Genomic DNA, 18138 nt, shown 5'->3' with positions numbered 1-18138 from the left:
CTCGATGATCACAGGCCGCCGCACTTCCGGCAACCGACGATGGAGGCTACCATATCCGAATTTTCGGTAGCGCACCCCTGAATTCTTGGCAAAATGAGACGCGGGCCACACTCCGCGGGTCCCGCCGAGGGCCTGTGGTCCGCTGACCAGCCCAGGCGCAGCCCGAGCGGACGCTCGGGCCACCGCCTGGACGGATCTCCTCAGAGTGAGACGAGGAGGAGGACCGTCGCCATGACGACTCCCGAGCCGAGGAACGTGATGAACGTGTAGCCGAGGATGTCGCGCATCTTCAGGCCCGCGATCGCGAGCACCGGCAGCGCCCAGAACGGCTGGAGCATGTTCGTCCACTGGTCGCCGTAGGACACCGCCATGATCGCGATCGACGGGTCGACGCCGAGCTGGTTGGCCGCGTCGAGCATGATCGGACCCTGCACGGCGAACTGGCCGCCGCCGGAGGGGACGAAGAAGTTGACGAGGCCCGCCGAGAGCAGCGCGAGGACGCCGAAGGAGACGGGGTTGGCGATCGAGACGAACGCATCGGAGAACACTGCGATGAGTCCGGTGCCGGACATGATGCCGAGGATGCCGGCGTAGAGCGGGAATTGGAGGAGGATCTCCCCGACGTTCGATGCCGCGTCCTTGGTCAGGGCGATGAGTTCGAACGGGTTCCGCACGAGGAGGAAGATGAGGGCGAGGAAGGACCAGTTGACGATGTCGAGGGTCAGTCCCCCGCCCTGGGCGAAGTGGATGATGAGGTAGGCGACGAGGGCGAAGCCGATGACGAGGGTGAGGATGCGGGAGGCGTCGATGCGGTCAGCGGGTGTGACGATCTCCTCGACGAGGGGGCCGCGCTCCCCCGAGGACATCGATTCGGGCATCTCGTAGACCGTGGCGCCCTGCTTCGGGGCGATGAGGTAGAAGAGGACGCTGCACACGACGATGACGCCGAGGATGGCGAGCAGATTCCACGTCGAGAAGATCGTCTCGCTCACGGGCACGATCTCACCGCCGAGGGAGTCGGCGAGGAACGAGTCCGGGGTTGCGGCGGTCAGCGGACCCGACCCCGAATAGCCCATGTGCCAGACGACCATTCCGGAGTAGCCGGCGGCGACGAGGAGCGGGAAATGGACCTTGATGCCGCGCCGGCGCGCCTGGACGGCGACCTCCCTGGCCAGGAGTGCACCGACGACGAGGCCGAGTCCCCACGTGATGAGGCTCGCGACGGCGGCGACGAGGAAGACGAAGACGTAGGCGAATGCCGGGGATCCCGGCACCTGTGCGAGCCGGGAGAGCAGCGCCTGGACGGGGCCGGTGTTGGCGAGGATGTGGCCGAGGAGCAGGATGAGGCACATCTGCGTCATGAACTCGAGCAGCCCGGAGAGGCCGACGCCCCAACTCGTGACGACCTCGACCGGGCTCGCCCCGGTGAGGATGAAGGCGAGGACGGCGACGATGAGGGTGAGCACGATCGCGAAGGTCAGGGCCGAGGGGATCCACTGCTCGAGGACCCGGTTGATCGGTCGCATCACCCCTTTCGAGGCCGCGACGTTCTTGTGGGCAGACGGCGTCGGTGCCGACATGAGGACCTCCTGCTGGGAAAGTGCTGTGTATCACTTCAGGATACAGTGAGCGCCGTCACCGCCTGCGGGGACCCGCACACGGCGAAGGCGCCGTCCGCGGATGCGGACGACGCCTTCTGCGCCGGGTCGGACTCAGCGGCGGCGAGCGCTCACGCCCTCCCGCCGTGCTGAGTCCTCGGCCCTCACTTGTCGCTCTTGAACACGAGCTGCTTGTTGACGAACTCGTCCATCGCCAGCGGGCCGAGCTCACGCCCGACGCCGGAGCGCTTGACGCCGCCGAAGGGCAGGTACTCGCGTGAGCCCTCGGGCGCATTGATGAAGACCATGCCCGAGTCGATCTGCGCGCCGACGCGCTCGGCGCGCTCGACGTCGCCGGAGAACACGGCGGCCCCGAGGCCGAAGGGGGTGTCGTTGGCGAGTTCGACGGCCTCGTCCTCACTGCTCACCTTGTAGACGATGACGGCGGGGCCGAAGAGCTCCTCGTAGTAGCCGCGCATGCCCTTCTCGACGTCGGCGAGGACGACGGGTTCGACGTAGGCGCCTCCGCCCTCGTACTTCTTCCCGCCGGCGAGCAGGGTCGCGCCCTGGCTCACGGTGTCCTGCACCTGTTCGACGAAGCGGTCGGCGGCGGCGACCGAGGACAGCGGAGACAGGCGCGAGCCCTCCTCCCCGGGAACCTCGGGGGTGGCCTTCTTCGCGGCGGCGGTGATCGATTCGAGGAACTCGTCGTAGACGTCGTCCATGACGATCATCCGCTTGGGCGAGTTGCAGGCCTGGCCGGTGTTGCCCATCCGGGTGTTGAAGAACGTCTTCGCGCTCTTCGCGACATCCTCGGTGTCGAGGAGGATGTACGGGTCGGAGCCGCCCAGTTCGAGGACGACCTTCTTGAGGTTCTTGCCCGCCTCCGCGGCGACGGCGGCTCCGGCACGTTCGGATCCGGTCAGGGACACGCCCTGGTTGCGGGGGTCGGGGAGGATGAGGTCGGCGACCTGCTCGTTGCTCGCGTAGATGTTGATGTACGCGCCCTCGGGCAGACCCGCCTCGGTGAAGATCTCCTCCATGATCGCCGCCGACCGCGGGCACTGCGGGGCATGCTTGAGCAGGATCGTGTTGCCGAGCGCGAGGTTCGGGGCGGCGAAGCGGGCGACCTGGTAGTACGGGAAGTTCCACGGCATGATGCCGAGCAGCGAGCCGACGGGCTTGCGGCGGATCCATGCGGTGCCGTCCTCGGGACCGCGCAGCGGCTCATCGGCGAGGAACGCCTCGGCGTTGTCGGCGAAGTAGCGGTAGATCGCCGAGCTCAGCGCGACCTCGCCCTTGCCCTCGGGCACGGACTTGCCCATCTCGAGCCTGATGACCTCGGCGAGCTCTTCGGCGCGTGCGGCGTAGATCTCCGCGACCCGCGTGAGCAGGGCCGCGCGTTCGGCGACCGGGGTCTGGCTCCACTCGGTGAACGTCGTCGCCGACCGGTCGATGGCGGCCATGATCTCCGCGTCCGTGGCCGTCGGGAACTCCTCGACGACGTCGCCGGTGGCGGGGTTGGTGACGCGATACAGGGTGGACATGATGGACCTCTTCTCTGCTTCGATGCCGGGAATCGTCGGTGACCGCAGGCCCTCGCCGAGGTGGTCACCGCGTGTACGTCCCACGCTATGGCCGATCCGGGTCCGCGGCAATTCCCCTTCCCACCGAATTCCCTGGATGCTTGCTCGTGCCGGCATGCTCGCCTCGCTCGCCCGCGGATGCCCGGGGATCGATGCCTCGACCCCCGGGCACCGGCGGCGACTGCTAAGTTGGCGCTATGACCTCAGTCACAGATCTCGTCAAGCGCTACTACACGACCGTCGACGCCGGGGATCCCGTGGCCACCGCCGCGCTCTTCGCCGCCGACGCCACCTACGACCGTCCCGGCTACCCGACGATGGTCGGGCAGCAGATCACGGACTTCTACCTCGGCGAGCGCGTCATCGAATCCGGTGCCCACGAACTCGCCGAGATCCTCGTCGACGGTGAGGCCGCCGCCAGCCGCGGCACCTTCGCCGGTCGTCTCAAGGACGGCTCGGAGACGACGGTGGGCTTCGCCGACTTCTTCCGCTTCGACGCCGAGGGCCTCATCAGCACCCGCACCTCGTACTTCTACGTCGGCGCCGTCTGAGCTGGTCTCAGGGCTGGGCGTGACCCCGCACTGCTGCGCGTGCCCGCGCGCTACTGCGCCTGCCCGCGCGCTCTGAGCACGGCGCGCTGGATCCGGTCGCGCTCGGCAGCCGCGGCCGGACTCGGCGTCGCCCCATAGGCGTCCTCGACCTGCGCGAACACCGTCTCCATCGCCTCATCGCCGAGGTCGAGCGGCAGGTCGTCGATCGCGGCGAACGCCGGGCCGATGTGGTGCATGAACCCGCGGATCCCGGCCTCTCCCCCGCCGTGGTGCATGCCCTCGAACTGGCCGACGGCCGCCCACCGCAGGCCCAGTGAGTTCCGCATCACCGCATCGAGGTCGGCGGCGGTGACGACCCCGTTCTCGACGAGCGCGATCGCCTCCTTGAGCAGCGCGTTCTGCAGGCGATTGCCGACGAATCCGCGGACCTCGCGGGCGAGGACGACGGGTTCGCGTCCGCAGCTGCGGTAGAACTCGACGGCGCGGGTGAGCGTCTCGGAGCTCGTGACCGGGGAGGGGACGACTTCGACGAGCGGCATGAGGTGCGGCGGGTTGAACGGGTGGCCGACGATGACCCGGGCGGCCGCCTCGGCGGGCAGGGCACCGACGAGGTGGGAGGCGGGGATCGTCGACGACGAGGTCGCGAGCACCGCCCCAGCCGGTGCCGCCGCGGCGATCCGGGCGAAGAGCCGGGGCTTCTCGTCCGGGTCCTCGGGGCCGGACTCCTGGACGAATCCCGCCGAGGCGACCGCCTCCTCGAGCGAGTCCGCGAGGTCGACGGTGCCGGTCCGTGCCCGCGCGGCCGTCTCGTCGAGGTCCGAGCCGACGAGGTCGGGGTCGCGCTCCTCCACGGCTGCGGCACGGGCGGCGGCATCGGTGCGAACGTCGGCACGGATGCCTGCGACTACCTCGGCGAGGTCGTCCCGGGGATCGACGACGGCGACGTCGTATCCCGAACCGGCGAAGAGACGGGCGAAGGAGCGGCCGATGGTGCCGGCCCCGATGACGGCGACTGTGAACGACATGCACCCAGGCTATACCGGCACGGCAGGGGCCCTTGAGAGCGACGAAAATCTTCGCCCGTGACGGCTCTCACCGGGGCGTTCAGTGGCACAATGACACCATGGCAGCGCACCCCGGACTCAGACCCGTCGACTCCGAGACCCTGGCTGTGGCCGAGGACGAGTTCGCGGCCGCCGCCGAGATGGCGAACGTCGAGGTCCGGGAACTCCACACCGCCGCCGAGGCGGCCGAGGCCTCACTGCTCCTCGACGAGGTGTGGAACGTCGACCAGACCGGCACGAACGTCCTCGAACCCGGGCTCATCGTCGCCTTCGCCCATGCCGGCAACTACGTCTCGGCGGCGTACAGCCGTGACGACCCTGCGGAGATGATCGGGGTGACGATCGGATTCTTCGGCCAGCCGCTCGGCACCGTCATGCACTCCCACATCGCCGGGGTTCGGCACGAGCACATCGGGCACGGCGCGGGATCGGCGATGAAGCTCCACCAGCGGCTGTGGTGTCTGCGGCTGGGGATCACGGAGATGACGTGGACGTTCGATCCGCTCATCGCCCGCAACGCGTACTTCAACTTCCAGCGCCTCGGCGTGAGCATGGTCGAATACCTCGAGGACTTCTACGGGCAGATGCGCGACGGCGTCAACGCCGGTCAGGCCAGCGACCGGATGATGGTGTCGTGGCCGCTCGACCGGCCGGCCCGGGTGCCCGCGGTCTCCGCCGACGCCGCGTTCGCGTGCCTGCGCGCCGACGAGTCGGGTGCCCCGCTCGTCGCCGAGGTGCCGCGGGAGGCCGCCGTCGTCTCCCTCGACTTCCCCTCCGACATCGAGAACCTCCGCCGCCACGACCCCGAACTCGCGACAAGGTGGCGCTTGGCCCTGCGCGAGTCGCTCACCGCCCTCGTCGCCGACGGCTGGGTCCTCGACACGTGCCTCAAGGGCGGCACATACCTCCTCCACCATCCGTGAGCCGGGGGCGGTCTCGTCCGCGGCACGACGCTCCCGGGTCTCGACGCTCTCGGGGCCGAGTTCACCTGTCCGTCATGTTCACGCCGTTGACTGGGCCGCGGGCGCGGCCCGCACACGGCGGTCGGTGCGCGAGTCGATGAACGAGGAGAGCGGATGAGCACAACGGTCACGCGGCACCCGGGCACGGTGGGCGAGGTCTTCCGCGTCTTCCTGCGCCTCGGTCTCACCTCCTTCGGCGGCCCCGTCGCGCACCTCGGCTACTTCCGCGAGACCTTCGTCGTCCGCCGCCGGTGGCTGACCGACTCCGCCTACGCCGATGTCGTCGCGCTCTGCCAGTTTCTTCCCGGGCCGGCATCATCGCAGGTCGGCATGGCCATCGGTCTGCAGCGCGCCGGGTTCGGCGGCCTGCTCGCGGCGTGGTTCGCGTTCACCATGCCCTCGGCGATCGTGCTCGTCGCCTTCGCCTACGGATTCGACGCGTTCGGGGACGCGCTCGGCACTGGATGGCTCGACGGCGTCAAGGCCGCTGCCGTCGCCATCGTCGCCGGCGCCGTCCTCGGGATGGGGAAGTCGCTGGCCCCGGATGCCAAACGCGCGACGATCGCCGGCCTCGCCGCGGTCATCGTCCTCCTCATCCCCTTCCCCATCGTGCAGGTGCTCGCGATCATCGTCGGAGCCGGTCTCGGCCTCACCTGGCTGCGACCGGAGGAGGCGACAATCCGCGCCGAGGCGGCCGCCGCGGCCGCGGAGGAGACGTCGGCCTCCGCGGAGGAGACAGAGTCCTCGGACGGGACCGAGTCGGGCCGGTCAGCGGAGTCGGAGGCGAGCGCGCCGACGGGGTTCCGGGTCTCCGTGTCGAAGAGGGTCGGAGCCGCCGCTCTCCTCGTCTTCGCGGCCCTCCTCGTCCTCCTGCCGATCGCGACGGCGCTCACCGGTGATCCGACGCTGCGGCTGACCGACATCTTCTACCGCGCCGGTTCGCTCGTCTTCGGCGGAGGCCATGTCGTCCTGCCGCTGCTCGATGCGGAGACGGTGCGGGCCGGCCTCGTCGACAGTGAGACCTTCCTCGCCGGCTACGGTGCGGCGCAGGCGGTGCCCGGACCGCTCTTCACCTTCGCGGCCTTCCTCGGAGCGTCGATGACGACGGAGCCGACGGGCCTCCTCGGTGCGACGATCGCGCTGCTCGCGATCTTCCTCCCCGCCGGGCTGCTCACCGTCGGGGCCCTGCCGTTCTGGCAGAGCCTCCACGGCTCGGTCCACGCCCGCCGCGCCCTGCTCGGGGTCAACGCCGCCGTCGTCGGCCTCCTCGGCGCCGCACTCTTCGACCCGGTGTTCGTCGAGGGCATCACCAGCCCGGCGACGCTGGCGATCGCACTCGCCGCGTTCATCGCCCTGACCCGCTGGAACCTGCCGGCCTGGGCCGTCGTCCTCATCGCCGCGGCGATCGGCGCGATCGCGCTCTGAGCGCACTCGCCCCCGATCGGCTGGGATCGGGGGCGGGATTCGGGCCTCAGCCCTGGGTGAGCGCGAGGGAGAATTCGACGACGCCGGCATCCTCGACGGAGACGAAGCCGAGGTTCGGCGGTTCCACTCCGTAGTCCTGCCAGGTCACGTCGATCGCACCGACGACGGAGAGGCCGGTGTCGGCGCGGGTCGCCGTCGTCTGCGCCGTCGCCTCCTGGGTCTGCCCGTTGATCTCGAGGGTGCCCGGGATGTCGATCTCGGCGCTGCCGGAGTCGCTCAGCGCTGTGAGATCGACCGGTCCGGTCGCGGTGAACGTCGCCTCCGGGTTCGCATTCGTATCGATGGCCTGCCCGGAGAAGTAGTTGTCGCGCCGGGAGCTGTCGGTCGTCACGGTCCGCAGATCGACGCTCACCGTCCCGGCCGTGAGCTCGCTGCCGTCGATCGTGATGTCGCCCGTGACGTCGGGAGTGCGACCGACGACGGTGACGTCCTCGCCGTTGAGGACCTCGTCGACCCGGTATCCGGCCTCCGATCCCTCCCCGATCGTCCACTGCCCGGCGATGCTCCCTGCCGCACCGTCGGCGCCTCCTGAGCCTGAGGCGATGTCCTCGTTGGCGAACTCCGTGGGAGCCGCGGTGTTCTGTGATGAGGTGTAGAGCTTCGTGCCGACCAGCGCGCCCGCGACGAGCACAGCGATGGCGATGAGAGCGATGATCCACACGAGCGGACGGGAGTAGAAGGGCCGGCGAGCTGCAGTTGAGTTCGTCATACTGTCACCGTACAAACTTCAACTACAGCTCGACCAGGCCCTTCACCTGGAGAGGGACTGGACAGTCCCTGGGAGCGGATCAGGCCTCGGCGTCCTCCCAGGTCTTGCGCAGGAGCTTCTTGTCGAGCTTGCCCACCGAGGTGCGCGGCAGTTCGTCGGTGACGATGATCTCGTCGGGCAGCTGCCACTTCGCGAACCTGTCGCCGAGGACCTCGACGATCGTCTCCCGGGTCACCTCGGCGCCGTCCTCGGCGACGACGTAGGCGACGGGCCGCTCCTGCCATTTCTCGTCCGGGACGCCGATGACGGCGGCCTCCTTGACGCTCGGGCTGTCGAGGATCGCGTTCTCCATGTCGATCGAGGAGATCCACTCGCCGCCGGACTTGATGACGTCCTTGAGACGGTCGGTGAGCTTGAGGTAGCCGTTGGGGAAGATGACCCCGACGTCGCCCGAGCGCCACCAGCCGTCGAGGAAGCGCTCGGAGTTGTCCGGCAGCTGGAAGTAGGACTCGGTGATCCACGGGCCGCGCATGAGGACCTCGCCCATCGACTTGCCGTCGCGGGGCAGCTCCTCACCGGTGGGGTCGACGACCTTGACCTCGACGCCGATGACCGGCAGACCCTGGTAGCGCTTGAAGTCCCAGCGCTCCTCCTCGTCCATGTCGAGTCCGGGTTTGATGTGCCAGTTCGTCGTCGCCAGCGGCGTCGTCTCCGTCGCCCCGTAGCCGTGGATGACATCGGCCCCGGTGATCTCCTTGAACCCGCGCATCATCGACAGCGGCGGCTCGGAGGAGCCGGAGACGAGGCGCACACCGCTGAGATCAGGCGGCTGCGGCATGTCCTTCATCATCGCGAGCATCGGCGCGAAGATCGCCGGTGCGCCGTTGGCGAGCGTGACCTTCTCGGCGATGAACGCCTTGGCGATCGCCCCGAACTCCTCGGCGGCGAACTTGCCGGGCAGGACGAGTTTGGCCCCGGCGGCGACGGCGTTCTGCGGGAATCCCCAGGACAGAACGTGGAACATCGGGGTGATCGGCATGATCGTGTCGTCGAACGAAGCGCCCAGCGCCGCGAGGCCGCCCATCGTGTGGAGGTAGATCGACCGGTGCGAGTAGTAGACGCCCTTGGGCCTGCCCGTGGTGCCGGTCGTGTAGCCGGCGTAGGCGGCGGTCTTCTCATCGACGACTGGCCAGTCGTAGGTGTCGGGCTTGTCCTTGATGAGGTCCTCGTAGAAGACGACGTTCTCCAGCGTCGTCTCGATCTCATCGGCAGGCTTGTCGGTCATGACCACCCAGCCCTTGACGTCGAGCTTCGGGGCGAGCGCCTCGGCGACGGGCAGGAGGGATTCGTCGACGAAGATCCAGTCGGACTTCGAGTGGCTGACGACGTAGGCGAGGTCCTCGGGGGCGAGCCGGAGGTTGAGCTGGAGCATCGTGGCCGCGAGTCCGGGGACGGCGAAGTAGAGCTCGAAGTGGCGGCGGGAGTTCCAGTCGAGGACGCCGACCATCGAACCGGCACCGACGCCGAGTTCGGTGAGGCCGTGGGCGAGCTGCGCCATCCGCTTGAACTCGTCGGCGTAGTTCGATCGTCCCCACGATCCGTCCGAGTTGCGGTAGACGACCTCCTGTTCGCCGAAGACCGTGGCCGCGTGCCTGATCATCGACGTGGTGTTGAGCTGGTAGCTGTCGCCGAGGGTCGACGGGATGCCAGTGAGCATGAGACTCCTTTGTTCGTTCACTCGTGGTGGGGCTTGTGGTGCGGGTGAGCTCGCCGAGGCGGGGGCGGGTGCCGCGGCGAGTCGGCGTCACCGGCCGACGAAGCGGGGGACGCGTTTCTCGATGAAGGCCGACACCCCCTCGGCGAAGTCGCGGGTGCCGCGCAGGTAGGTCTGATCGGCCGATTCCCGGCTGAAGGCGTCGTCGAGGGAGGTCAGGCTCGCTTCGTTGATCGCCGACTTCGAGCGGGAGAAGGCCAGCGGTGCGCCCTGGGCCCAGGCGGTGCCGAGTGCACGGGCGCGGGTGAGCTGCTCCCCGGCGGGCACGACCTCGCTCGCCAGTCCCCAGTTGAGGGCCTCCGGTGCCCACACCTTCTCGGCCGTCAGCGCCATCTTCATCGCGCGGTGGCGACCCGCCGAGGCGGCGACGAGGGCGGTGGCCCCGCCGTCGGGCATGAGGCCGATCTTCGCGAAGGCGAGCATGAGGTAGGAGTCCTCGCTCATCACGACGTAGTCGCAGGCCAGCGCCAGCGAGCAGCCGATCCCGGCGGCCGGCCCAGACACCGCGGCGATGGTGGGAACGGGCACATCGATGAGCGCGCGGATGATCGCGTTGGCCTCGTCGAGATCGAGGGTGACGTCGTCGTTGCCGCTCTGGAGGTCAGCACCCGAGCTGAAGGATCGGTCACTGCCGGTGAGGATGATGACGCGGGCATCGGCCGCCGCCTCGGCGATGGCCTCCCCGAGGCGGCGGAACGCTTCGGCATTGAGCGCGTTGAGGGTGTCGGGGCGGTTGATCGCGATGGTCGCGACACCGTCACGGTGATCGACGAGGACACTTGAGCTCAAGACGGCTCCTTCGCTGACGGAGATGGGTTTCCCTGCGCCAAGCTTAACGCACGTTAAGTTGTCGTGGGTCACACTTCTGCAACGCGAGGAGGAATTCTCGAGTCACGGGCGGGTCACCTCACACGAGGGTCGCCGCTCACACGCCGTCTCCGGTCTCCCCCGTGGCCGCGGTGATCGCGGCGTCGAGGTCGGCCCAGAGGTCGTCGACGTGTTCGATGCCGACGCTCAGGCGCAGCAGGCCTTCGGGCACCGAGGTCGGCTCCGAGGCATGGCGGCGCCGGCGTTCGATGAGGGACTCGACCCCGCCGAGCGAGGTCGCCGGCGTCCACAGCCGGACCGCCTCGGCGATCGCGGTGGCCTGCTCCGCTGTGTCGACGGTGAAGGCGACGATCGCGCCGAACCCGGCCATCTGTGCGCTCGCCCGTGCGTGACCGGGGTCGGCGGGCAGTCCCGGGTAGCGGACCTCGGCGACACCGGCACGGCGGCTCAGGCGCTCGGAGAGGATCTGGGCATTGTCCTGCGCGCGCTCGAGCCGGACCGACAGCGTGCGCATCCCGCGCAATGCCAGCCACACCTCGAAGGGCCCGGCGATCGCCCCGCGCATCGACCGCTCGGTCAGCAGCAGCTCCCGGAGTGCCGGGTCGCCGGTGATCACGGCGCCGAGGACGACGTCGGAGTGTCCGGCGAGGTACTTCGTCACCGAGTGGACGACAATGTCGGCGCCGAGGTCGAGCGGCGTCTGGAGCAGGGGCGTGGCGAAGGTGTTGTCGACGGCGACGCGGATGCCGCGCTCACGTGCGGCGGCGATGAGGGCGGGCATGTCGGCGACCTCGAGCATCGGGTTCGTCGGGGATTCGATCCACAGCAGCGCCGAGGCGGTGCCGGGGTCAGATTTCTCGCCCCCGGCGTTGTCCCCGGCGGCGACGTCCCCGGCGTCGTTCCCGGCAGAGGCATCGTCCGTGACAATGTCGTCGAGAGCGGCGACGACGGCGTCGGTGTCGGCGATGTCGACGCTGACGACGGAGAATCCGGCGCGCGCGGAGAGCTCCTGTGCCGATTGGAGCGATCCCTGGTAGGCGTGCGTGGGCATGACGAGGGTGCCGCCGCGGGGCACGAGGGCGAGCACCGCGGCGATCGCGGCGAGCCCCGATCCGAAGACGAGTGCCGGCAGCGCCGAGTGTTCGAGTTCGCCGAGCGCGGCCTCGAACGGTGTCCAGGCGGGAGTCGCGAACCGTCCGTAGGCGTACGCGGAGTCATTCACCTCGGTGGTGCCGATGAATGTCGAGGACAGTTCGATCGGCGGGTTGACCGAGGCGCCGGTCGCGCGCGGCGGTCGGGCCGCCTCGACGAGGACGGTCTCGGGTGCGAAGGCAGGGGTCGGGCGTGCGGGGTCACGAGTCGTCATGGCCTCAATATAGGCAGAGCGGAGGCCGCGCCGCTTTGACGTCTCGCCCGCGCGGTCAGCCCAAGCCTGTGCGAGCCAGTCCGCCGCGGCTCAGTCCACCGCGGCCGGTCCGGCACGGCTCAGTCGTCTGCGGCACGGCCTGCCCTGCGCGACTGCCTACTGTGCCGCGACCGACTACTGTGCGGCGATCATATGGTCGAGAAGCGCCCGCGCCCCCTGCGACAGCCTGCGCTTCGGCGACCACAGCGCATGGAGGGCCCGGTCGAGGTCGACGTCGTCGGCGACCGGCAGCGGGGCCAGTCGCATCGCCCGGAAGTCGTCGCGCAGGGCGAGATCGGAGAGGACGACGGGTGCGACGCCCGTGGCTGCGGCGACCCTCAACGCCGAGTTCGACCGGTACTCCCCGGCGATCGTCGCCCCGCCGAACTCGGCGAGCGCGGTGTCGATGACCTCCCGCGTTCCCGACCCGACCTCACGGACGAGGAGAGGGATCCCGGCGAGCGCCTCGGCGGTGATCGGCTCCGTCCACGTCTGCCCATAGGACGGGGCGGCGGCGATCATCAGGCGGTCGTGGCCGATGACGGCGGCGGGGAACCCCGGCGGCAGGGACACGGATTCGACAAGGCCGATGTCGCAGCGCTGCGCGCGGACCTCGGCGACGACGGCCGCGGAGTTCTCGACCCCGAGGCCGACGTCGATGCCCGGATGCGCCGAGGTGAAGGTCGCGAGATAGCTCGGCAGGAGGTATTCGGCGACGGTCAGGGACGCGCAGACGCGCACGTTCCCCGCCCGCGCCTCCTGGATGGCGCGGGTGCCGGCGTTGAGGGCACTGTAGGCGTCGATGACCTGCGCGGCCCATTCGGCCACGGCCTGGCCCTCGGCGGTGAGTTCGGTGCCGCGCGGCGAGCGCGTGAGGAGGGGGACTCCGAGTTCGCGTTCGAGGCCGGTGAGGCTGCGGGAGGCGTTGGGCTGGGCGATGCCGACCGCCTCGGCGGCCTGACCGATCGACTGCGCGCCCCCGCTCAGGGCGACGAGCAGCCCGAGGGCCCGCAGCTCCGGCCACCGCTGCATATCCGACACATCGCGCATACCGCCATCATGGCATATCAATTCGATATGGGTCGACGCGAAATCACCGTCTACCGGACCTCCCGGCCGCGGGGAAGACTGGAGTCCATGAACACAGTCCGCCGACTCCTCCCCGGTCTCGGCCTCGCTGCGGCAGCCGCCGCGATCGCGTGGCCGATCTCGACCCTCGCCCCCGTCATCTCCCCGCTGCTCGTCGCGATCATCCTCGGTGTCATCCTCGGCAACGTCGCCCCGAATCTCCCCGACTCCCTCAAGCCGGGACTCGACTTCGCCGCCAAGCCGCTGTTGCGCCTGGGCATCGTCGCCCTCGGCGCGCAGGTCGTCTTCGGGGACATCCTCGATCTCGGCTGGCCCGTCCTCGTCCTCGCCGCCGTCGTCGTCGCCGTCGGCATCGTCACGAGCGTCGGACTCGCCCGCGCCACCCGCGTCGACGGCGACCTCGCACTCCTCATCGGCTGCGGCTTCGGCATCTGCGGGGCCGCGGCCGTCGCCGGCATCGAATCGACGATGAAGGCGAAGAAGGAGGACGTCGCCGCCGCGATCGGCCTCGTCGTCCTCTTCGGCACCGTGATGATCGCCGCGATCCCCCTGGCCAGCGGCGCCCTCGGCCTGCCTGCGGTGACCGCGGGCATGTGGGCGGGCGCCTCGACCCATGAGGTCGCCCAGGTCGTCGCGATCGGCGGGATCATCGGCCCTGCCGCCCTCGAGGTGGCCGTGCTCGTCAAGCTCGCCCGCGTCATCATGCTCGCCCCGACCGTCGCGGTCCTCGAGCTCGCGATGCGCCGGTCGGAGGCGAAGGTGAGGGCCTCGACCGCCGAGGCGGGCCCCGCGGACGCGGAGAACACTGTCGTTCCCGCGCCGGCCGGCAAGCGCCCGCCGATCGTTCCCCTCTTCGTCCTCGGGTTCCTCGCGATGGCCGCGCTGCGCACCTTCGGGCTCCTCCCCGAGGTCGCCGTCACCGGCCTGGGGTGGCTGCAGACGGTGTGCCTGTCGATGGCGATGTTCGCCCTCGGCCGCGGTGTGCAGTGGCGCGCGCTCAAGAGCCTCGGCGGCGGCCCGATCGCCCTGGCCACGATCACGACGGTCGTCGTCGCCCTCGTCGCCCTCGGCGGTGCGCTCCTCCTGACCTGAGTCGAGGCCGCCTGACTTCCCGACCGGCTGTGCCGATAGTCGGGAAGTTCGCGCGTTCCACCTCGGCGCTCCATCCCTGCGTCCGTACCGGCTGGTAGTCTCACAGCAGATCACCCGATTGCCCACAGAGACTGCTCAGCTACCTCGAGGACGACATGCTTGCTCAGCTCATCGCATTAGGCATCTTCATCGCACTCTTCGCCGTCGGAGCGATCCGCGGCGTCCACATCGGCGTGCTCATGCTCGTCGGCGCCGCCGGCACCGGACTGCTGCTCACGGACATGACCGTCGAGGACATCATCGCCGAGTTCCCGCTCTCGATCATGGTCCTCCTCGCCGGGGTGACGTACTTCTTCGCGATCGCCCAGGAGAACGGCACCGTCGACAAGATCATCGACTGGGCGCTGGAGAAGGTGGGGTCATCGGCGGTGCTCCTGCCCGTCGTCTTCTTCGTCATCACCGCCGGCATCGCGTCGATGGGCGCGCCCCTGGCCGGACTCGTCATGATGCCGGTGGGCATGCAGGTGGCCCGCAAGTACCACGTCGACTACGCGCTCATGGGCCTGGCGATCTGCTTCGCGATCGGCGCCGGCGGATTCGCCCCGACGAGCCTCTACGGCATCGTCACCTACAGCACCGCCGAAGGTGCGGGCATCGGGCTCAACCCGTTCCTCCTCTTCCTCATCGCCGTCGTCGTCTACCTGCTCATGCTCACCGTCGCCTACGTCATGTTCGGCCGTTCCCTCTTCTCCCGGAAGTCCGCGGCCGCCGGAGCCGGCGCGGCCGCGGCCGACTCGGGCACCGCCTCGGCACAGGCGACCGGCACTGCCGCGCGGATCTCCCGCGGTGGGGCCTCGGCGACGAAGGTCGCCTTCGGGGAGGACGACGAGGACGAAGCGCTCTTCGACTCCTCGACCGCCTCGGCGGGCTCCACGACATCGGAGCCATTCACGGGCGTGCAGATCCTCACGGTCGTGCTCATGGTCGCCCTCATCGGCACCGTCGTCGTCCTCGCAGCCCTCGGTCAGGAGCCGGACATCGGGCTGCTGTGCTTCCTCTTCGGGGCGATCCTCGCACTCGTCGATCCGGCCACCGGCAAGGCGGCGATCCCGAAGATCGACTGGTCGACGGTGCTCCTCGTCGGCGGCATCATCACCTTCGTCGGGGTGCTCCAGACGATGGGCGCCGTCGACCTCCTCGGTGAGGGCGCCGAGGCGATCGGCTCCCCGCTCATCGCCGCGTTCGTCCTCTGCGTCGTCGGCGGTCTCGTCTCGGCGTTCGCGTCGACGACGGGCATCCTCGCCGCCCTCGTCCCCCTCGCCCTGCCGCTCATCGAGGCCGGCGGGGTGCCGGGCTGGGCGCTCATCGCAGCGCTCGGCATCTGCTCGGCGGTCGTCGACGTCTCACCGTTCTCGACCCTCGGGGCCACGGTCGTCGCGACGGCACCGGGTGATCAGAAGCAGCGGCTGACGGCGATCCTCGTCAAGTTCGGCATGTCGATGGTCATCATCGGGCCCATCGTCCTCGTCGGCGGTCTCGTCGTGCCGGCGATGATGTTCTGACCGGCTGAAATTCGCCGGTCGCGGAATTCACCCGTATCAACCGGCGACGATGGTCCCTGCGGTTCACGTCGTGCTTCCGCGACAACGGTGCCGGCAGGCAGTTCGTTTCCCGAGTGGGCGCAGTAGTGGGCACGCGGCACGGCGTCATCGTCGGTTGGCGGCCCGGGTCAGCCTGGCTCCCCACGCAGCCGCGTGGTCGATGGCCTCTTCCGGGGAGTGAACGATGAACGGCACATCGAGCGCGGCGAGCGCGAAGTTGGCCCAATCCAGGTTGCTGACAGAGATGCGAACGATACAGTTCTCGGCATCGATGGGATCGGCCGCACCCCATTCTCCGAGTCGCTCCCGCGCAGCATCGGCGGAGCACTCGGCGCTCGCAGTCACCTCGTACACGGTTCGCGCCGACTCAATGCCCTGGCGGACGTACTCAGCGGCGTCGGCCGTGGGCAACTTCCGCGGCGCGAACGTCTGCCCTGTTCGTTCGGGGTCAGCGGCTCGGTCGATTCGCAAGGTTCGCCAGTCTGAGGCCATAAGGTCGAAGGCAACCAGATAGAGCCGTTGATGCAGCGAGACGACGACGTGCGGTTGGACAGTCCGATGTGTGCGATTCCCGCTGACATCGGTGTAGTCGAGAGCGACGACCTCATGGTCGCGTGCGGCCAGCGCCAACGCAGTCAGGACGCCGGTGTCGACGGCAGCCGCGTGTCCGAACGGGCCTGGCAGAGTAGCGAGATGCTGGAGTGAGTCAATTCGTCGACGGATCTTCGCGGGCAGAACCTGCACGATCTTGGCCAGCGCTGTGACGGCTGCGGACGGGTCTGCCGGGTAAGCGCCGGTAGCGGCGTCCTTCAAGGCCAGGACGACTGTCGCGGCTTCGTCTTCGCCCAGCACCAGGGGCGGAAGAGACCCGCCGGGAGCGAGCTGGTAGCCGCCGCCTGTACCGCGCACTGTGGTGATCGGATAGCCGAGGTCCTGCAGGCTTCGGACGTCGCGGCGCAGCGTGCGAGGACTCACCTCCAGGCGTCGCGCCAGTTCCTCACCACCCCAGTGGCGACGGTTCTGCAGCAGCGCAAGCAGTTCGAGGACCCGAACACTGATCGTGGACATGTCACCGTTCCCTCACGGATCACCGACCGGCCTTTCGGCCCTGTTCCGGCCATATTATGTCCGGAAGAATTCCTAACGTGAGGGCCATGGAAAACATTCAGCCTTTCACCCTCCACATCGATGACACCGAACTCGAGGAGCTGCGTCAGCGTCTGCGCAGGACGCGCTGGCCCGACGAGCGCTCGGACGCCGGATGGTCCGACGGCTTGCCGTTGTCATACGCCCGGGACCTCACCGAGTACTGGATACGAGATTTCGACTGGAGGCGACAGGAATCTCGGATCAACGCCTTCCCGCAGTACACCACTCTCGTCGACGACCACAGTGTTCATTTCCATCACGTCCGCTCGACCCACCCCGGGGCCAAACCCCTGCTGCTGATCCACGGGTGGCCCACCGGCCCGACGGACTTTCTTGGGATGATTCCGCTGCTGACGGAACCGCGGAGCGGTGGACAGCCGTTCGACGTGGTCATCCCTACGATCCCGGGGTTCGGAGTCTCTGGACCCGTCGAGGGATGGACTCTTGTGCGGGCAGCCGATGCGTTCGCTCGCGTGATGGGCCGGCTGGGCTACGATCGCTACCTCGTGCACGGCTATGACACCGGGGCGGGGATTGCTCGGGAGCTGGGACTGCGGCACCCGGGCCATGTTGCCGGGATCCACACCACCGGGCTGCTCGGCGGCGAGAGTCTCACCGCGGAGACGGCCGACATGACGGACCCCGAAGAAGCCCGTGCAGTTGCCGATGGACTTCGCTACACCTACGACGTGGGTGCATACGCGATGCTCCAGTCGACCCGCCCACAGTCACTCGCGTATGCCCTGACCGACTCCCCTGTCGGCTTGATGTCGTGGCTGATCGAAAGGTACCGAGACTGGTCGGGGGCCCGCAGCGCGCCCGAGGAGGCACTCGCGCGCGACGAGATGCTGACAGTGGTCAGCATCTACTGGTTCTTCCGCACGGCCGGCTCCTCGGCCCGCTACTACAAGTACGGATTTCCCAGCTGGGCTGAACCTTTGGAGCCGTCCACGACCCCCACAGCCATCCTGGTCATGCCGGACGACATCGGACGCCCGGTCCGTCGGCTGGTTGAGCAGACCGATGCTCTCATCCACTGGACATATGCTGAGCGCGGAGGGCACTTCGCCGCGTGGGAGCAACCCGAACTCGTCGCCGAGGACATCCGGATCTCGATCGGATCCCTGACCTGAGCGATGAGCAGAAGTCACGATGCCATCCGCAGCGATACTGCGGTTCCCATCCATTCGCTCGCCGACGAGCAGCCGTCGGTGCCACCGCTGTCGTACTCCCGAGTGACCGACA

15 protein-coding genes are annotated in these 18138 nt (G+C 69.0%); 6 read left to right on the top strand and 9 right to left on the bottom strand.

All coding sequences use genetic code 11. From position 1 onward, the window contains the following. Positions 1-200 precede the first annotated feature (200 nt). Both J9315_RS03745 and J9315_RS03740 read right to left on the bottom strand, forming a co-directional pair. Positions 201-1580: a TIGR00366 family protein gene (locus J9315_RS03745; protein WP_198499527.1), complete on the bottom strand. Its 1380-nt coding sequence runs from the start codon at positions 1578-1580 to the stop codon at positions 201-203. A 182-nt stretch (positions 1581-1762) separates the two neighbouring features. Beyond that, positions 1763-3145 carry an NAD-dependent succinate-semialdehyde dehydrogenase gene (locus tag J9315_RS03740; RefSeq protein ID WP_198499528.1) on the bottom strand — a complete coding sequence of 461 codons (1383 nt, stop codon included), beginning with the start codon at positions 3143-3145 and terminating at the stop codon, positions 1763-1765. A 236-nt stretch (positions 3146-3381) separates the two neighbouring features. Between J9315_RS03740 and J9315_RS03735 the strand changes: the two genes are divergently transcribed. Continuing rightward, on the top strand, positions 3382-3735 hold the full coding sequence (locus tag J9315_RS03735) for a nuclear transport factor 2 family protein (protein ID WP_137824361.1): 354 nt from the start codon (positions 3382-3384) through the stop codon (positions 3733-3735). Between the two features lie 50 nt (positions 3736-3785). On the opposite strand, the gene J9315_RS03730 is transcribed toward J9315_RS03735, so the two are convergent. Then, positions 3786-4760, bottom strand: coding sequence for a 3-hydroxyacyl-CoA dehydrogenase NAD-binding domain-containing protein (locus tag J9315_RS03730; RefSeq protein ID WP_211978838.1), 975 nt, complete (start codon positions 4758-4760; stop codon positions 3786-3788). 98 nt (positions 4761-4858) lie between these two features. On the opposite strand from J9315_RS03730, the gene J9315_RS03725 reads away from it, so the two are divergent. Next, on the top strand, positions 4859-5722 hold the full coding sequence (locus J9315_RS03725; protein ID WP_198499530.1) for a hypothetical protein: 864 nt from the start codon (positions 4859-4861) through the stop codon (positions 5720-5722). 153 nt (positions 5723-5875) lie between these two features. Further along, positions 5876-7186: a chromate efflux transporter gene (gene chrA / locus J9315_RS03720; RefSeq protein WP_198499531.1), complete on the top strand. Its 1311-nt coding sequence runs from the start codon at positions 5876-5878 to the stop codon at positions 7184-7186. Between the two features lie 46 nt (positions 7187-7232). On the opposite strand, the gene J9315_RS03715 is transcribed toward chrA, so the two are convergent. The 5 genes from J9315_RS03715 to J9315_RS03695 all read right to left on the bottom strand — a co-directional run bounded on the left by J9315_RS03715 (position 7233) and on the right by J9315_RS03695 (position 13012). Continuing rightward, the gene (locus J9315_RS03715) at positions 7233-7955 is read right to left on the bottom strand and encodes a YceI family protein (protein WP_198499532.1); all 723 of its coding nucleotides are present in this window, start codon (positions 7953-7955) and stop codon (positions 7233-7235) included. Positions 7956-8034: 79 nt separating this feature from the next. Beyond that, entirely contained in the window at positions 8035-9672 is a 1638-nt protein-coding gene (locus J9315_RS03710; protein WP_198499533.1) for a long-chain-fatty-acid--CoA ligase, read from the bottom strand. An 87-nt stretch (positions 9673-9759) separates the two neighbouring features. Beyond that, complete coding sequence (locus J9315_RS03705; RefSeq protein WP_198499534.1) at positions 9760-10518, bottom strand: enoyl-CoA hydratase-related protein; 759 nt, start codon at positions 10516-10518, stop codon at positions 9760-9762. A 136-nt stretch (positions 10519-10654) separates the two neighbouring features. After that, positions 10655-11923: a PLP-dependent aspartate aminotransferase family protein gene (locus tag J9315_RS03700; protein WP_211978837.1), complete on the bottom strand. Its 1269-nt coding sequence runs from the start codon at positions 11921-11923 to the stop codon at positions 10655-10657. 174 nt (positions 11924-12097) lie between these two features. After that, entirely contained in the window at positions 12098-13012 is a 915-nt protein-coding gene (locus tag J9315_RS03695; protein ID WP_211978836.1) for a LysR family transcriptional regulator, read from the bottom strand. 87 nt (positions 13013-13099) lie between these two features. Here J9315_RS03695 and J9315_RS03690 point away from each other — a divergent pair, with 87 nt between their 5' ends. Both J9315_RS03690 and J9315_RS03685 read left to right on the top strand, forming a co-directional pair. Beyond that, positions 13100-14143: a putative sulfate exporter family transporter gene (locus J9315_RS03690; protein WP_211978835.1), complete on the top strand. Its 1044-nt coding sequence runs from the start codon at positions 13100-13102 to the stop codon at positions 14141-14143. Between the two features lie 155 nt (positions 14144-14298). Then, positions 14299-15705, top strand: coding sequence for an SLC13 family permease (locus tag J9315_RS03685; protein WP_211978834.1), 1407 nt, complete (start codon positions 14299-14301; stop codon positions 15703-15705). A 144-nt stretch (positions 15706-15849) separates the two neighbouring features. Here J9315_RS03685 and J9315_RS03680 read toward each other — a convergent pair whose 3' ends face one another. Next, positions 15850-16812 carry a YafY family protein gene (locus tag J9315_RS03680; RefSeq protein ID WP_211978833.1) on the bottom strand — a complete coding sequence of 321 codons (963 nt, stop codon included), beginning with the start codon at positions 16810-16812 and terminating at the stop codon, positions 15850-15852. Positions 16813-16898: 86 nt separating this feature from the next. Here J9315_RS03680 and J9315_RS03675 point away from each other — a divergent pair, with 86 nt between their 5' ends. Next, on the top strand, positions 16899-18026 hold the full coding sequence (locus tag J9315_RS03675) for an epoxide hydrolase family protein (RefSeq protein WP_211978832.1): 1128 nt from the start codon (positions 16899-16901) through the stop codon (positions 18024-18026). The last annotated feature ends 112 nt before the right edge of the window (positions 18027-18138 follow it).

This window comes from Brevibacterium sp. W7.2, assembly GCF_018137945.1.
In the GTDB taxonomy this organism is placed as follows: domain Bacteria; phylum Actinomycetota; class Actinomycetes; order Actinomycetales; family Brevibacteriaceae; genus Brevibacterium; species Brevibacterium sanguinis.
The sequence above is the reverse complement of the archived record's forward strand: the minus strand, read 5'-3'. Positions and strand labels throughout refer to the sequence as shown.

Coding starts and splice junctions, on each gene's coding strand:
- J9315_RS03725 (WP_198499530.1), top strand. CDS start 4,859: ATGGCAGCGCACCCCGGACTCAGACCCGTCGACTCCGAGACCCTGGCT.
- J9315_RS03700 (WP_211978837.1), bottom strand. CDS start 11,923: ATGACGACTCGTGACCCCGCACGCCCGACCCCTGCCTTCGCACCCGAG.
- J9315_RS03745 (WP_198499527.1), bottom strand. CDS start 1,580: ATGTCGGCACCGACGCCGTCTGCCCACAAGAACGTCGCGGCCTCGAAA.
- J9315_RS03715 (WP_198499532.1), bottom strand. CDS start 7,955: ATGACGAACTCAACTGCAGCTCGCCGGCCCTTCTACTCCCGTCCGCTC.
- J9315_RS03695 (WP_211978836.1), bottom strand. CDS start 13,012: ATGCGCGATGTGTCGGATATGCAGCGGTGGCCGGAGCTGCGGGCCCTC.
- J9315_RS03675 (WP_211978832.1), top strand. CDS start 16,899: ATGGAAAACATTCAGCCTTTCACCCTCCACATCGATGACACCGAACTC.
- J9315_RS03690 (WP_211978835.1), top strand. CDS start 13,100: ATGAACACAGTCCGCCGACTCCTCCCCGGTCTCGGCCTCGCTGCGGCA.
- J9315_RS03685 (WP_211978834.1), top strand. CDS start 14,299: ATGCTTGCTCAGCTCATCGCATTAGGCATCTTCATCGCACTCTTCGCC.
- chrA (WP_198499531.1), top strand. CDS start 5,876: ATGAGCACAACGGTCACGCGGCACCCGGGCACGGTGGGCGAGGTCTTC.
- J9315_RS03710 (WP_198499533.1), bottom strand. CDS start 9,672: ATGCTCACTGGCATCCCGTCGACCCTCGGCGACAGCTACCAGCTCAAC.
- J9315_RS03730 (WP_211978838.1), bottom strand. CDS start 4,760: ATGTCGTTCACAGTCGCCGTCATCGGGGCCGGCACCATCGGCCGCTCC.
- J9315_RS03680 (WP_211978833.1), bottom strand. CDS start 16,812: ATGTCCACGATCAGTGTTCGGGTCCTCGAACTGCTTGCGCTGCTGCAG.
- J9315_RS03740 (WP_198499528.1), bottom strand. CDS start 3,145: ATGTCCACCCTGTATCGCGTCACCAACCCCGCCACCGGCGACGTCGTC.
- J9315_RS03735 (WP_137824361.1), top strand. CDS start 3,382: ATGACCTCAGTCACAGATCTCGTCAAGCGCTACTACACGACCGTCGAC.